This is a genomic window from Bradyrhizobium stylosanthis, from assembly GCF_001641335.1.
Lineage (GTDB): Bacteria > Pseudomonadota > Alphaproteobacteria > Rhizobiales > Xanthobacteraceae > Bradyrhizobium > Bradyrhizobium stylosanthis.
In genome coordinates this window covers 1518785-1533469 of record NZ_LVEM01000001.1, presented here as the reverse complement: position 1 = coordinate 1533469, position 14685 = coordinate 1518785, and the positions used below count along the sequence as shown (strand labels likewise).

General features: G+C 66.3%; 12 protein-coding genes. 10 read left to right on the top strand and 2 right to left on the bottom strand.

What is annotated here, in order from left to right; translation table 11 throughout:
• Positions 1–26 precede the first annotated feature (26 nt).
• The 6 genes from pbpC to A7X65_RS07395 all read left to right on the top strand — a co-directional run bounded on the left by pbpC (position 27) and on the right by A7X65_RS07395 (position 6393).
• Positions 27–2135, top strand: coding sequence for a penicillin-binding protein 1C (gene pbpC, locus A7X65_RS07420; RefSeq protein ID WP_063684856.1), 2109 nt, complete (start codon positions 27–29; stop codon positions 2133–2135).
• Positions 2136–2185: 50 nt separating this feature from the next.
• Complete coding sequence (locus A7X65_RS07415; protein ID WP_063683602.1) at positions 2186–3928, top strand: ArnT family glycosyltransferase; 1743 nt, start codon at positions 2186–2188, stop codon at positions 3926–3928.
• 1 nt (position 3929) lies between these two features.
• Positions 3930–4775, top strand: coding sequence for a phosphatase PAP2 family protein (locus A7X65_RS07410; RefSeq protein WP_063683601.1), 846 nt, complete (start codon positions 3930–3932; stop codon positions 4773–4775).
• A gap of 65 nt (positions 4776–4840) precedes the next feature.
• Positions 4841–5575 carry a glycosyltransferase family 2 protein gene (locus tag A7X65_RS07405; RefSeq protein ID WP_063683600.1) on the top strand — a complete coding sequence of 245 codons (735 nt, stop codon included), beginning with the start codon at positions 4841–4843 and terminating at the stop codon, positions 5573–5575.
• Positions 5572–5910 carry a lipid-A-disaccharide synthase N-terminal domain-containing protein gene (locus A7X65_RS07400; protein WP_063683599.1) on the top strand — a complete coding sequence of 113 codons (339 nt, stop codon included), beginning with the start codon at positions 5572–5574 and terminating at the stop codon, positions 5908–5910. Before A7X65_RS07405 ends, A7X65_RS07400 begins: the two co-directional genes overlap by 4 nt.
• A 93-nt stretch (positions 5911–6003) precedes the next feature.
• On the top strand, positions 6004–6393 hold the full coding sequence (locus A7X65_RS07395) for a DUF3592 domain-containing protein (RefSeq protein WP_167358214.1): 390 nt from the start codon (positions 6004–6006) through the stop codon (positions 6391–6393).
• Here the strand turns inward: A7X65_RS07395 and A7X65_RS07390 are convergent.
• Positions 6364–8055, bottom strand: a complete 1692-nt coding sequence (locus A7X65_RS07390) for a Na/Pi cotransporter family protein (RefSeq protein WP_063683597.1) — start codon at positions 8053–8055, stop codon at positions 6364–6366. The genes A7X65_RS07395 and A7X65_RS07390 overlap by 30 nt on opposite strands.
• Before the next feature lie 250 nt (positions 8056–8305).
• Between A7X65_RS07390 and A7X65_RS07385 the strand changes: the two genes are divergently transcribed.
• A complete protein-coding gene (locus A7X65_RS07385) occupies positions 8306–9346 on the top strand; it encodes a hypothetical protein (RefSeq protein ID WP_063683596.1) in 1041 nt (346 codons plus the stop codon).
• 12 nt (positions 9347–9358) lie between these two features.
• Here the strand turns inward: A7X65_RS07385 and metC are convergent, their stop codons facing one another.
• On the bottom strand, positions 9359–10543 hold the full coding sequence (metC, locus tag A7X65_RS07380; protein ID WP_063683595.1) for a cystathionine beta-lyase: 1185 nt from the start codon (positions 10541–10543) through the stop codon (positions 9359–9361).
• A gap of 382 nt (positions 10544–10925) precedes the next feature.
• Between metC and A7X65_RS07375 the strand changes: the two genes are divergently transcribed.
• Genes A7X65_RS07375 through A7X65_RS07365 form a run of 3 tightly spaced genes read left to right on the top strand, consistent with a single transcriptional unit; the run spans position 10926 to position 14676 of the window.
• Positions 10926–11942 carry an amino acid ABC transporter substrate-binding protein gene (locus A7X65_RS07375; protein WP_063683594.1) on the top strand — a complete coding sequence of 339 codons (1017 nt, stop codon included), beginning with the start codon at positions 10926–10928 and terminating at the stop codon, positions 11940–11942.
• Between the two features lie 26 nt (positions 11943–11968).
• Positions 11969–13174 (top strand): amino acid ABC transporter permease, encoded by a 1206-nt coding sequence (locus A7X65_RS07370; protein ID WP_063683593.1) that lies wholly within the window; start codon positions 11969–11971, stop codon positions 13172–13174.
• Positions 13171–14676: an amino acid ABC transporter permease gene (locus A7X65_RS07365; RefSeq protein WP_063684855.1), complete on the top strand. Its 1506-nt coding sequence runs from the start codon at positions 13171–13173 to the stop codon at positions 14674–14676. Before A7X65_RS07370 ends, A7X65_RS07365 begins: the two co-directional genes overlap by 4 nt.
• Positions 14677–14685 lie beyond the last annotated feature (9 nt).

The following is a 14685-nucleotide window of genomic DNA, read 5'->3' as shown; positions in this document are numbered from 1 at the left end:
CGAACTTGGGCACGAGCGGCAAGAACGTGGATGGCCGGGACAAGCCCGGCCATGACGGAGCAAGGGGCGGGGGCCTTCGCATCCTCTCAGCCCTCGCGCTCACGCTCATCCTCGCCATCATCGGCTTCGTCGGCTGGGTCTATTCTCTCGGCCCGCTGCCGCTCGACGAGGCGCGGCAGGTCTCGGCCACCATCGTCGACCGCAACGGCAAGCTGCTGCGCGCCTATGCCATGGCCGACGGCCGCTGGCGGCTGCCGGTCGATGCCAGGACCAACGTCGATCCGACCTATCTGAAGCTGCTGTTTGCCTATGAGGACCAGCGCTTCTACGCCCATGACGGCATCGACCCGCTGGCGCTGGGGCGCGCGGCGTTGCAGCTCGGCACGCGCGGCCACATCGTCTCGGGCGGCTCGACCATCACGATGCAGCTCGCGCGCCTGATGGAGCCGCGGCGGCAGCGCTCGCTCTACGCCAAGCTGCGGCAGATGGTGCGTGCGATCGAGATCGAGCGCACCATGAGCAAGGAGCAGATCCTCGATCTCTATCTCGCGCTCGCGCCCTATGGCGGCAACCTCGAAGGCATCCGCTCGGCCTCGATCGCCTATCTCGGCAAGGAGCCGAAGCGACTGTCGCTGGCCGAGGCCGCGCTGCTGGTCGCGCTGCCGCAATCGCCGGAGACGCGCCGGCTCGACCGCTATCCCGACGCCGCGCGCAAGGCGCGCGATCGCGTGCTCGATCGCATGGTCTCGGAGCATGTGGTCAGCGCGGACGACGCGAGGCAAGCCAAGGCCGCGCCGGTGCCGACACTGCGTAAGCCGATGCCGATCCTGGCGCCGCACGCCTCCGACGCGGCGCTGTCGACGGTCAAGGACACGCCAATCATCAAGCTGACGCTGGATGCGACCTTGCAGAAGGTGCTGGAGCCGTTGGCGCGCGACCGCGCGATCGCGCTGGGGCCCAACATCTCGGTCGGCATCATCGTGGTCGACAACGAGAGCGGCGATGTGCTCGCGCGCGTCGGCTCGGCCGATTATTTCGACGAGAGCCGGGCAGGGCAGGTCGACATGACCCGCGCCATCCGCTCGCCGGGCTCGACGCTGAAGCCGTTCATCTACGGCCTCGCCTTCGAGGATGGTTTCATCCATCCCGACAGCCTGATCGACGACCGTCCGGTCCGCTTCGGCTCCTACGCGCCGGAGAATTTCGACATGACCTTCCAGGGCACGGTGCCAGTGAAGAAGGCGCTGCAATTGTCGTTGAACGTGCCCGCGATCGTGCTGCTCGACCGGGTCGGCTCGAGCCGTCTGGCATCGCGGCTGCGGCAGGCCGGCGGCAATCTCATCCTGCCCAAGGACGAAGCGCCCGGTCTTGCCATGGGCCTCGGCGGTGTCGGCGTCACGCTGCAGGACCTTGCGCAGCTCTACGCGGGCTTCGCTCGTCTCGGAACCACCAAGCCGCTGCGCGAGATCGTCGCCGCCAACGACGACCGCGAGCCGATGCGGCTGCTGGATCCGGTCGCGGCCTGGCAGGTCGGCAATGTCCTGCTCGGCACGCCGCCGCCGGAGAACGCCGCCCACAACCGCATCGCCTTCAAGACCGGCACCTCCTACGGCTATCGCGATGCCTGGTCGGTCGGCTTCGACGGACGCATGACCATCGGCGTCTGGGTCGGACGGCCCGACGGCGCGCCGGTTCCCGGCCTGATCGGCCGCGTCGCCGCCGCGCCCATCCTGTTCGACGCCTTCGCCCGGACCGGCAAGACGCTGATTCCGTTGCCGAAGCCGCCGAAGGGAACTCTGGTTGCCAGCAACGCCAAACTGCCGCTGCCGCTCAAACGGTTCCGCCCGGTCGGAGAGCTGGTGCGGACCGGCGGCGAGCAGGCGCTGCACATCCAGTTCCCGCTGAACGGCTCGCGCATCGATGTCGATCGCTCGGGCGGGCCGGAGAGCGCTGCCATGCCGGTCAAGGTCGCCGGCGGGGTTCTGCCCATGACCGTCATGGTTAACGGCGCCGCACGCGGCGAGATCGACGGCCGCCGCCAACGCCTGATCGATCCGCCGGGGCCGGGCTTTGCGCGGCTCACCGTGATCGATGCCACGGGCGCCGCGGACACAGTTGTCATTCGAATTCAATGAGCCCGGCTTAAGCGGTTGTGGCGATGGCGGTTTCAGCGTAAGCGGAACCAATGGTCGAGACCTACCCAAGTCCCCGTTTTGGAGCCCCCCGCGAGCCGAAATCGCCCGTAAATCCGGGCAGCCGCCTCGTGACGATGCTCGATATCGCGACGGCCAGCCACGCCCGCGCGGTCGCGTTCCTGCTGCTCTGCGCGCTGCTGCTGTTCCTGCCGGGCTTCTTCACGATCCCGCCGATCGATCGCGACGAGGCGCGCTTCGCCCAGGCGACCAAGCAGATGGTCGAGAGCGGCGACTATGTCGACATCCGCTTCCAGGAGGACGTCCGCTACAAGAAGCCGGTCGGCATCTACTGGTTGCAATCTGCGGCCGTTGAAGCCGCGTCCGCCCTTAGGCTGCCGAAGGCCGAATTGCGGATCTGGGTGTACCGGATTCCCTCGTTGATCGGTGCCATCGGCGCCGTGCTTATGACCTACTGGGCGGCGCTCGCCTTTGTCACGCGGCGCGCGGCCGTGCTCGCGGCGCTGTTGATGTGCGCCTCGGTGCTGCTCGGCGTCGAGGCGCGGCTCGCCAAGACCGACGCGATGCTGCTGTTCTGCGTGACCGCCGCGATGGGCGCGATGGCGCGGGCCTATTTGTCCTGGCAGCGCGCCGAGGACGAGACGCATCCGCCCTGGAGCTGGCCCGCGATCTTCTGGAGCGCGCTTGCGGTAGGCATCCTGATCAAGGGCCCGCTGATCCTGATGTTCGCCGGTCTCACCATCGTCGCACTCGCGATCCTGGACCGCGATGCCTCCTGGCTGTGGAAGCTGCGCCCGCTCTGGGGCCTGATGTGGACGCTGGTGCTGGTGCTGCCCTGGTTCATCGCGATCTTCTGGCGCGCCGGGGACGCCTTCTTTGCCGATTCCGTCGGCGGCGACATGCTCAGCAAGCTCGGCGCCCAGGAATCCCATGGCGCGCCGCCCGGACTGTACCTGGCGCTGTTCTGGATCACGTTCTGGCCCGGTGCGCCGCTGGCGGCGATGGCGGCGCCTGCGGTGTGGCGGGCGCGGCGCGAGCCGGGCGCGCAGTTCCTGCTGGCCTGGCTGATCCCGTCCTGGATCGTGTTCGAGGCGGTGCTGACCAAGCTGCCGCATTACGTGCTGCCGCTCTATCCCGCGATCGCGATCCTCACCGTCGGCGCGCTGGAGCGGCGCGTGCTGTCGCGGTCCTGGCTCGCACGCGGCTCGGCCTGGTGGTTCGCGATCCCTGCGGCGGCCTCGATCATAGCGGTGGTCGGCGCGGTCATGCTGACGCGGCAGCCGGCCTTCGTGGCCTGGCCGTTCATTGCGGCCTCGCTGATCTTCGGCCTGTTCGCCTGGTGGCTGTTCGACACCAACCGCGCCGAGCGCTCGGTTCTGAATGCGCTGGTCGCAGCCCTCATGCTGGCCGTGACGGTCTACGGCATCGTGCTGCCGTCGCTGACACCGCTGTTCCCGAGCATCGAGATCGCGCGCGCCTTGCGCAGCGTCACCTGTGTCGGGCCGAAGGCGGCATCGGCCGGCTACCACGAGCCGAGCCTCGTCTTCCTGGTCGGCACGCAGACGCTGCTCACCGACGGCTCGGGCGCGGCGGACTTCCTGCGCCAGGGCAGCTGCCGCTTCGCGCTGATCGAGCAGCGCTCGGAGCGCAGCTTCGTGCAGCGCGCCGAGGCGATCGGGCTGCGCTACAAGGTCGGCGCGCGCATCGACGGCTATAATTTCTCGCAAGGGCGCGCGATCTCGATCTCGATCTTCCGCTCGGAGGGCACCGAGTAAGATGCCGGCGACCACCGATAGCGCCTCGCGCCCGGCCTATCCCGTGCAATTGCTCACGGTGTCGGGGCGCGCGCTGGCGCAGCTCGTGCGCTCGCCCTCGCATTCCCGCCGCGCCGAGGCCGCGCGAAAGCTGGCGCGGCATTCGCTGTGGCTCAGCGTGGCGGGCGCGGCCCTGGTCATCGCGCTGATGCTGGTGTTCGACCTGACCGAGATCCAGCTGATGCCGGCGCGGGGCACGCCCAGCCTGTGGCCGATCCGCATCCTGACCGATTTCGGCAAGGACGAGTACGTGCTCTCGGTGCTGGGCGTGATGCTGGTCGTCGTGGCGCTGGCCGCGGCGGGGCTTCACGGCACACGGCGCGCGTTGCTGCTGGGCCTCGGCACGCGGCTGCAGTTCCTGTTTCTGTCCGTTGCCTTCTCCGCGTTGATCGGCGAGATCCTGAAATATCTCATCGGCCGGGGGCGTCCCTTCGTCGGCGGCAAGGCCGATCCATTCAACTTCATCCCGTTCGAGGGCTCGGGAGCCTATGCCAGCCTGCCGTCGGGCCATGCGATCGCGGCGTTCGCGCTGGCGTTTGCGGTCTCCGCACTGTGGCCGCGGCTGCGGGTGTTCATGTTCACTTACGCAATCGTGATCCTGCTGACGCGCCTCGTGCTGCTCGCGCATCACCCCAGCGACGTCACCGCCGGGGCTCTGGTCGGCATCGTCTGCGCCATGGCGGTCCGGTACTGGTTTGCAGCCCGCCGGCTCGCCTTCGCCATCCGCGCCGACGGCACCATCGTGCCGCTTCCGGGGCCGGTCACAGGGCGCCTCAAAAGGGTTGCCCGCGGGGCGTCCGCCCCATAAAAGCGGCTGCCTGCCGGGGCCCCCGGTTCCCCGAGGGCAGGCCAATTCCAACCACGAGCCTCGATTTGTCGACGTCCCAGCCATCGGTTTCCATCGTCGTTCCCGTGCGCAACGAAGCCGACAACATCGTGCCGCTGATCGAGGAGATCACGGCGGCGCTCGATGGCCGCTGGGATTACGAGATCATCTACGTCAATGACGGCTCGACGGACGCGACTGGCGAGCGACTCAAGGCCGTGATGGCGCAGCGGAGCAATCTGCGTCAGCTGCGGCACGTCAGATCGGGCGGCCAATCGGCCGCGGTGCGCAGCGGCGTGCGCGCGGCGCGCGGGGCGATCGTCGCCACGCTCGACGGCGACGGACAGAACAATCCCGCCTTCCTGCCGGACCTGATCTCCGCGGTCGAGAAGGGTGCCAATGTCGGCCTTGCCGCGGGACAGCGTGTCGGGCGCAAGGACACCGGCTTCAAGAAATTCCAGTCGCGCGTGGCCAACAAGGTCCGCAACGCGATCCTGCAGGACGGCACGCGCGACACCGGTTGCGGGCTGAAGGCGTTCCGTCGCGACGTGTTCCTGATGATGCCCTATTTCGACGGGCTGCATCGCTTTCTGCCGGCGCTGGTCCGCCGCGAGGGCTTTGACATTGCCTATGTCGACGTGATCGACCGGCCGCGCCGGTCCGGCGTGTCCAACTATGGCTTCTTCGACCGGCTGTGGATCGGCATCATGGACCTGGCCGGTGTGTGGTGGCTGATCCGCCGCAAGAAGCCGACACCAGATGTAACCGAGGTGAACGCATGATCATCCAATACGGTCAGGCGCTGAGCAACTATCTCTACGACGTCTTCGTCGCCAAGTTCGACTTCTGGCTCGCGTTCGGCCTCGTCGCGCAGCTGTTCTTCACCGCACGCTTCCTGGTGCAGTGGATCGCGAGCGAGCGCGCCGGCAACAGCGTGGTGCCGATGGCGTTCTGGTTCTGCTCGATGGGCGGCGGCCTGATGACGCTGGTCTATGGCGTCGTGAAGCGCGAGCCCGTCATCATCCTCGGCCAGTCGCTCGCGACCATCATCTATATCCGCAACATCATGCTGATCATCAAGAACCGCGGCCGCGCTTCGAAGACGCTGGAGCGCTGATCGCGGTCTACGACGGCAGGGCATCCGGATATCCCGATCGCCATGCGCAAGTTACCGGCAGCTCTGTTTGGATCGGTTGTTCTGATCGGCCTTGTGCTGCTTGGGCTCGGCGTGTTCGAGCTCGGCGTCGTCGTCGCATTTCTTGCAAGGGCCGAGCAGGCCGAGGCGCATTTCGCCGGTGCCGTCGCGCGCAGCGGCGGAAACCATGGCGGGACGTTTCTCTATCCGACGTTTCAATTCCAGACGGCGGACGGGCGCCCGATCACGTTCACATCCTCATCGGGGTCGACAAGCCAGCCTTATGCGGACGGCGAGCGGGTCCGGATCGCCTACGATCCCCGGCGGCCGGAGGATGCGCGGCTGCTGTCGTTCCTGACGCTTTGGATCGCTCCCGTCCTGCTTTGCGCCGCGGGGCTGCTTCTGGCAGGCGGCGCGATTGCCGTTCGCATCGCCCTAGCGCGGCAGCGCCGAGGCCGCGCCTGAGTCGGGCAGGGCGGCGGTCTCCGCCTCGGTCCTGCGATAGGGCTCGCCGGCCGCATCCAGCACGGGATAGGCGACGGAGCAGATGTGCGAGTGGATGCGGCGCAGGTCACGCAGCACGTCGAGATGCAACGAGGTGGTTTCGATGGTCTCAGGCCGTCCCTCGCGCAATCGGTCGAGATGGCGCTCGACCGCGGCAAGCTCGGTGTTCTTGAGCATGGTCTTCTCCACCAGCAGCTTGCGCGCCTCGTTGGCGTCGCCCGACATGAACACGCCGAAGGCGATCCGCAGCGATTCCATCGTGCGCTTGTGGAAGGCGGCGAGCTCCTCGGCGCCCTCGGCCGAGAACTGGAAGCGGCGCTTGATCTTCTTGGTCGCAAGCTCGCTCAGGCTCTTGTCGATGATGTCGCCGATATGCTCGAGATTGATGGCGAAGGAGACGATCTCCATCGCGCGCCGCCCCTCGCTCTCGTCGAGGCTGCCGCGCATCAGCTTGGTCACGTAGAGCTTGATCGCCTCGTCGAGACCATCGACGATGTTGTCCGTCTTCGAGACCTGATCGACCAGCGCCCGGTCACCGGTCATCATCGCTGTCATCACCTTGCGCAGCATGACCTCGACGAGATCGCCCATGCGCAGCACCTCGCGGGCGGCGTCGGCCAGCGCCAGTGACGGCGTCTCCAGCGCGGTCTCGTCGAGATAGCGCGGTCGGCCTGGATCGGCCTCCTGCACGCGGTCGGGCAGAAGGCGGGTAAGCAGGCGCGACATGGTGTCGAGCAGGCCGATGAAGATGATCGCGGTTCCGGCGTTGAAGGCGATGTGGAACGCGGCCGTCATCTTCGCCAGATCCGGCTGCCAGGCGTGCATGTGCGCGGCGATCACGCCCAGGAACGGCATGACGAGGGCGATCCCGACCACGCGGTTGACGAGATTGCCGACCGGAAGGCGGTAGCTTGCGGGATCGTCGCGCCGTGCGCCTTCGAACACGGGATTGATGGCGCTGCCGAGATTGGCCCCGAGCACCAGGGCCAGCGCGGCATACGGTGTGATGAACTGCGAATAGGCCAGCGACATGATCAGCAGCACGCTGGCGACGCTCGAATGCACCGCCCAGGTGACGAGCGCGGCGATGAGGATGCATAGCACGGGATCGCCTGTTATCGCCGCCATCACGACGCGCATGCCGGGTGCGTTCTCCGCCGGCGCCAGCGTGTCGAGCAGGATGTGCAGCGACAGCAGCATCAGGCCGAGGCCGATGCAGACGCGGCCGATGTCCTTGATCCGGGAGCGCGGTCCGGAGCGGAAGGCGACGAGGCCGAGCACGAACAGGACGGGCGCGACAGCCGCGATGTTGAACGAAAGCACCTGCACGATCAGCGTGGTGCCGACATTGGCGCCCAGCATGATCGCGAGCGCGGCTGCGAGGCTGACGAGGCCCTCGGCCGCGAACGACGAAGTGATCAGTGCCGTCGCTGTGCTGCTCTGGAGCAGCGCGGTGAGGCCGAGGCCTGCCGCAAACGCACTGATGCGGTTGCCCAGCGCCTTGCCGAGCAGCCGCCGCAGGTCGGGACCGAACGCGCGCAGAATCCCGCTGTGGACCATGTGCAGGCCCCACAGCAGCAGCGCAACGCCGCCCATCAGATCGAGCAGAACCAACGTTCCCATGCTCCGTGTCCGGATTGGAGTCGATTGGTGAGGCTAGCGCCAAATGCTTGGGGATCAAACCATTTGTTGGTGCATCGGCGTTAACGTTTGCGCGGACTGCTCGTTCCCGCAGCGCGATGCCTTGTGAGCAGGCTCACATTGCTGCCTTCAGGGCATTCTCCCGGCGGCGCTCGGGTCGAGTTGCGCTGCCGGGTATCGCAAGAGCGTGGTCAAACCTATGATACCGGCTCTCGATAGCCTGCGAATCTCAATGGCCCTCTTCAAGCAATCCCGTTTCAGCGCGTCCGATGTACGCTCGCTCTGTTGGCGCGGCGATGAGCTCGTGGACTGGGTCAGCGGCGGGCGCGCATTCACGGTCGACGGTGGGGAAAAGCGCGCGATCGTGAAATTCGGCTATCGGTTCGACGCCGCCACGGCGTCGCCGGATGGCCGCTTTGTCGTGATCTACGAGCGACTGGGCACGAAGGGGCTCCTGCTTCGCGACGGACGGATTGTTCGTGAGCTGGACCGTAGCTACTACTTCGCAGACGCCTACGAATTCCCTGTTGCCCTGTTCAACGCTCCGGACGGCCGGCTCTTGCTGGCACATTGTCCCGGAAACTATTGCCGCCTCGAACTGGAGGAGGCCGAAACAGGCCGGCCGCTCACGGCATCGGTCGAGCGCAAGCCGTCTGATTTTTTCCATTCGCGGCTAAGCGCGAGCCCTGACGGAAGGCGTCTGCTCAGTGCCGGGTGGCTGTGGCATCCGCTCAGTCTCGCGGTGTGCTACGACGTCGCGCAAGCCATCGCGGACCCCTGTCACCTCGATGGCCGCCATGAACTCAGTGCATCATTCAATCCAGGTCTGGTCGAGGAGAGTTCGGCCTGCTGGCTCGACGATGATCGCCTTGCGGTGGCGGCCTCAGCCGAGCCCGAGCAGGAAAGCATCGAGGACGACCGGGAACCGCGCCTGCATCCGTGTGGGCTCGCCGTCTACAATGTCGCGAGCCGAACCTGCCTGCGGGCCTTCAAAATGGACGAGCAGCCTGGAACGATCTTGCCGCTCGGGAAGTGCCACGTGTTGTCCCTGTACCGGCATCCGAAGCTGATAGAGCTTTCGACCGGCACTGTCGTCCATGCCTGGACCGAACTCTCCTCCGGCCGTCAGGACGGCAGCATCATTTGGGGCCTGAGCGGCGACGCGATACCGCCCGTCATGGCGTTCGATCCCTCTGGCGGCCGCTTCGCGATCGCCAAAGGCGACACCATCACCGTGCTGGATTTTGATCTTCCGGCATTGAATGCGACGTGAGGCCGATCGAGCTCACATCGCCGTCTTGAGAGCAGCGAAGCCGCGATCGAGATCCGCCTTGAGATCGTCGACGCTCTCGAGGCCGATATGGAGTCGCAGCGTCGGGCCGCCCGGCGCCCATTTGGTCGCGGTGCGATAGTCGTTGCAGTCGAAGGGAATCGCGAGGCTCTCGAAGCCGCCCCAGGAGAATCCCATGCCGAACAGCTTGAGCGTGTTGAGCATGGTGTCGACCGCCTGCTGCGGCGCCGGCTTCAGGACGATGCTGAACAGGCCCGAGGCGCCGGTGAAGTCGCGCTTCCAGATCGCGTGGCCGGGATCTGTCTCCAATCCCGGATGCAGCACACGCGCGACCTCGGGACGCCCCGCCAGCCAGCGCGCCATGTCGAACCCGGAGCGATGGTGCTGTGCGAGCCGAACCGACAGCGTGCGCAGGCCGCGCAGCGCCAGGAAGACGTCGTCGGGGCCGGCGCAGACACCGAGCAGGCGGATGCCCTCGGCGATCTGCGGCCAGGCCTTGGCGTTGGCCGAGATGGTGCCGAACATGATGTCGGAGTGGCCGCCGATATACTTGGTGGCGGCCTGCATGCTGATGTCGACACCCTGCTCGAGCGAGCGGTGATAGAGCGGCGTCGCCCAGGTGTTGTCGTCGATGACGAGCGCGCCCTTCGCATGCGCGACCTCGGCGATGGCGCGGATGTCGGGCATCTCGAAGGATTGCGAGCCGGGCGCCTCCACCAGCACCGCACGGGTGTTGGGCTTGAAGAGCTTTTCGATGCCGGCGCCGATCAGCGGATCGAAATAGGTGGTCTCGACGCCAAAGCGGGTCAGCATGCCGTTGCAGAAATTGCGCGACGGCCGGTAGATGTTGTCGGCGACCAGGATATGGTCGCCGGCCTTGAGCACCGAGAGCAGGGTGGTCGAGATCGCCGACAGCCCCGACGGCACGATGCCGACGCCGGCGCATTGCGGCCCCTCCAGGGCCATCAGCGTGTCCTGGAACGCCCTGGTCGTGGGGGTGCCGTGCCGGCCATAGGTGAACTCGCCGCGATGGGCATGGAGGTCCTCGGCGGTCGGATACAGCACGGTCGAGCCGTGGAACACCGGCGGATTGACGAACCCCTTCTGCGCCTTGGTGTCGCGGCCGGAGGTGACCAGCCGGGTCTCGGCCTGCTGCTGGGAGGGGTGAGAGGAATCCATGCGTCTGCTTTCAAAACCGCGTTTCCGCCGGGGCGCCTTGCGCCTGGCAGGCCGGCCGAAAGGCCGCTCGCGTTAATAACAGAACACAGAAGACTCCCGTCAACCCCTTGACCCGGCTCGCCAGTCGTTCTGTGATGCGCAGGTGCTATTCAGTCGCTGCATGTTGAGGGGCCTGCGCGACCTTCGATCCATCGTTTGACCGGACCTTGCGCCACAGCCAAAGATGCGGGCGCGACCGGCGTGGATTAAGGTATGGCCTCCCGATATCGGCGGGTGTTCGGCAAGGCTTCCCAGCATGACTCTTGCAAGGCTACCCCCCGGCAGAGACGATCCCAAAGACAACATTCCTGACCTTGAGACGACCTTGAAAGGCCTTTAGCCCATGAAACGCGTAACCTTGGCTCTTACCCTCGCTCTCGCCGCCGGCCTGTCCGCCCAGGCTGCCGATGCGCAAACGCTCAAGACGATCAAGGATCGGGGCACGCTCTCCTGCGGCGTCAGCCAGGGCCTGCCGGGTTTCTCCTCGCCCGACGACAAGGGCAACTGGACCGGCCTCGACGTCGACGTCTGCCGTGCCATCGCGGCCGCCATCTTCAACGACCCGTCCAAGGTCAAGTACGTGCCGACCTCGGCCAAGGACCGCTTCACCGCACTGCAGTCCGGCGAAATCGACGTGCTGTCGCGCAACACCACGTGGACCATCTCGCGCGACACCTCGCTCGGCGCCAATTTCACCGGCGTGACCTATTACGACGGGCAGGGCTTCATGGTGAAGAAGTCGCTCAAGGTGAATTCGGCGTTGGAACTGAACAGCGCCTCGGTCTGCGTGCAGACCGGCACGACCACGGAGCAGAACCTCGCCGACTACTTCAAGGCCAACAACATGAAGTACGAGGTGATCGCGTTCGGCACCAACGACGAGACCGTCAAGGCCTATGAGGCCGGCCGCTGCGACGTCTTCACCACCGACCAGTCCGGCCTCTACGCCAACCGCCTCAAGCTCGCCAATCCCAACGACCACATGGTGCTCCCCGAGATCATCTCGAAGGAGCCGCTCGGCCCGATGGTGCGCCACGGCGACGACCAGTGGTTCGACATCGTGAAATGGACGCTGTTTGCGATGGTCACCGCCGAAGAGCTCGGCATCACCTCGAAGAACGTCGACGAGAAGGCCAAGCTTGAAAGCCCGGAGCTGAAGCGCGTGCTCGGCACCGACGGCAATTTCGGCGAACAGCTCGGCCTGACCAAGGACTGGGTGGTGCGGATCGTGAAGGCGGTCGGCAATTACGGCGAGGTGTTTGACCGCAATGTCGGCGCCGGCTCGCCGCTCGCCATCAACCGCGGTCTCAACAATCTCTGGAACAAGGGCGGTCTCCAGTACGCGCCCCCGATCCGCTGATCGCTCCTGATCAGCAGCTCGCGGCGATGAGCACCGAGGCTCGAAAACCGCCGGCCCAGATCGCGCTGAAGATCAGGCGCATTCTGGGCGGCAAGGCCGGCTGGAACGGCGTTGCCGTCCAGTTTGCCTTCGCGGCGATCCTGGGCTGGATCGGCTATGAAATCGTCTCCAATGCCCGCGCCAACCTCGAGAACCAGCACATCGCCGCCGGCTTCGGCTTCCTGCGGAACAATGCCGGCTTCGACGTCAACCAGACCCTGATCCCCTACACCGGCTCGGACACGTTCCTGCGCGTGTTCGTGGTCGGGCTCCTCAACACGCTCGTGGTGTCGGTGGTGGGGATCTTCTTCGCCACCGTGCTCGGTTTCGTCGTCGCGCTGTGCCGGCTGTCGCCGAACTGGCTGCTGTCGCGGGTCGGCGAGATCTATGTCGAGATCATCCGCAACCTGCCGCTGCTGTTCCAGATCCTGTTCTGGTACCTCGCGGTGCTGGCGGCGCTGCCCAATCCGCGGCAGAGCATTTCGCTGCTCGGAATCGCCTTCATCAGCAATCGCGGCCTCGTCATCCCCGCGCCGATCGGCGGCAGCGGCCTGATGCCGTTCCTCGCGGTGCTGGCGCTCGGTATCGTGGCCTCGCTGGCGCTGCGGATCCATGCGCGGCGCGCGCTGTTCCAGCGCGGGCAGGTGATCCGCATCTGGCCCTATGTGCTGGGCCTGCTGTTCGGCCTGCCGCTCGCCACCATGCTGGTGTTCGGCTTGCCGTTCACACTCGAACTGCCGCAGCTCAAGGGGTTCAATTTCGCGGGCGGCTCGCGCATCATTCCGGAGTTCGTGGCGCTGACGCTGGCGCTGTCGACCTACACCGCCGCCTTCATCGCCGAGATCGTGCGCGCCGGCATCCTGTCGGTGCACAAGGGCCAGATGGAGGCGGGGTCTTCGCTCGGCCTCAGCCGAGGCGCCACGCTGCGCTTGATCGTGGTGCCGCAGGCGATGCGCGTCATCGTGCCGCCGCTGACCAACCAATATCTCAATCTCACCAAGAATTCGTCGCTGGCCGTCGCGATCGGCTATCCTGACCTCGTGTCGGTATGGGCCGGCACGTCGCTGAGCCAGACCGGGCAGGCGATCGAGATCATCGCGATGACGATGGGCGTCTATCTCTTGATCTCGCTGCTCACCAGCGCGATCATGAGCGTCTACGGTTGGCGCGTCAGCCGGAGCCTGGGCGCATGAGCGATATCACCGCATCCGCCTATGTCCGCCAGGATCTGCTCACCGAGCGTCCCGCGCCGGTGAAGACCACGGGCTTCATCGGCCTCGTGCGCACGCGCCTGCTCAATTCGCCGACCAACATCCTGATCACTATCGTCAGTGCCCTGTTGCTCTGGTTCACCATCGTTCCCAGCGTCAAGTTCCTGTTCGTGGACGCGGTCTGGACCGGCACGGACCGCACGGCGTGCCTGACCGAGAACGGTGCCTGCTGGCCGTACATCCAGGCCAAGCTGCCGCAACTGATCTATGGCTTCTATCCCGAGGCCGAGCGCTGGCGCGTCAACCTCACATTCGCGCTCGCCGCGGTCCTGCTGGTGCCGATGCTGGTGCCGCGCCTGCCGGCGAAGGCGATCAACGCCAGCCTGTTCTTCTTCGCCTTTCCCGTCGTCGCATTCTTCCTGCTGCATGGCGGCGGCATCTCGGGCTTCGGCCTGAGTTGGACCGCCGGGCTGCTGCAATTGTTCGACGACAGCATCATCGGCGCCGGGCAGGTCCTGCTCAATCTCAGCAAGACCTCGGCGATCGCGCCGCTGCTTTGGGTGCTCGGCAGTCTCATCGTTCTGGTCGGCAAGGCGATCTACTGGCTGATCTTTCCGCTGACCTGGCTGCGCGACCAGCTCGAGGCCTCGGGCCAGTCGGTCTGGACGGATTTCGCCATCACGACCGCCGTCGTGTCCCTGATCGCTTTCGCGTTGGGCGGCGGGGTACGCGCGGGATGGCGTCCGCTGGCGTGGAGCCTCGCCACGTTCGCCGCCATCGCGATCGTGATCAAGCTGATGGGGCTCGACCACGGCGGGCTGTCCGTCGTGCAGACGCGGCTCTGGGGCGGGCTTCTGGTGACGCTGGTGGTCTCCGTGGCCGGCATCGTCACCTCGCTGCCGATCGGCATTGCGCTCGCGCTCGGCCGCCGCTCCAGCATCCCCCTGATCCGGATATTCTCGATCGCCTTCATCGAGTTCTGGCGCGGCGTGCCGCTGATCACCGTGCTGTTCTTCGCCACCTACATGCTGCCCCTGTTCCTGCCGGGCAATTTCACGGTCGACGGCCTCGTCCGCGCCCTGATCGGCATCGCGCTGTTCACCGGCGCCTACCAGGCCGAGAACGTCCGCGGCGGGCTCGCCGCGATCCCGCGCGGGCAGGGCGAGGCCGCTGCAGCCCTCGGATTGTCCTGGTGGAAGACGACCTCGCTGATCGTGCTGCCGCAGGCGCTGCGCCACGTCATCCCGAACCTCGTCAACAGCTTCATCTCGCTGTTCAAGGACACCTCGCTGGTCTCGATCGTGGCGCTGTTCGATCTGCTGGGATCGCTGCGGGCCTCGTTCGCCGATCCGAAATGGTCGGCGCCGTCGACGCTGTTCACCGGCTTTGCCTTTGCGGGTATCATCTATTTCCTGTTCTGCTTTGGAATGTCGCGCTACTCGCTGTTCGTCGAGCACCGCCTCAACGCCCACCGTCGCAACTGATCGAGGCCA

Bases quoted from the DNA above. Each gene is read 5' to 3' on its own strand.
- A7X65_RS07410 (WP_063683601.1), top strand. From the start codon at position 3,930: ATGCCGGCGACCACCGATAGCGCCTCGCGCCCGGCCTATCCCGTGCAA.
- A7X65_RS07400 (WP_063683599.1), top strand. From the start codon at position 5,572: ATGATCATCCAATACGGTCAGGCGCTGAGCAACTATCTCTACGACGTC.
- A7X65_RS07385 (WP_063683596.1), top strand. From the start codon at position 8,306: ATGGCCCTCTTCAAGCAATCCCGTTTCAGCGCGTCCGATGTACGCTCG.
- A7X65_RS07390 (WP_063683597.1), bottom strand. From the start codon at position 8,055: ATGGGAACGTTGGTTCTGCTCGATCTGATGGGCGGCGTTGCGCTGCTG.
- A7X65_RS07415 (WP_063683602.1), top strand. From the start codon at position 2,186: ATGGTCGAGACCTACCCAAGTCCCCGTTTTGGAGCCCCCCGCGAGCCG.
- metC (WP_063683595.1), bottom strand. From the start codon at position 10,543: ATGGATTCCTCTCACCCCTCCCAGCAGCAGGCCGAGACCCGGCTGGTC.
- A7X65_RS07375 (WP_063683594.1), top strand. From the start codon at position 10,926: ATGAAACGCGTAACCTTGGCTCTTACCCTCGCTCTCGCCGCCGGCCTG.
- A7X65_RS07370 (WP_063683593.1), top strand. From the start codon at position 11,969: ATGAGCACCGAGGCTCGAAAACCGCCGGCCCAGATCGCGCTGAAGATC.
- A7X65_RS07365 (WP_063684855.1), top strand. From the start codon at position 13,171: ATGAGCGATATCACCGCATCCGCCTATGTCCGCCAGGATCTGCTCACC.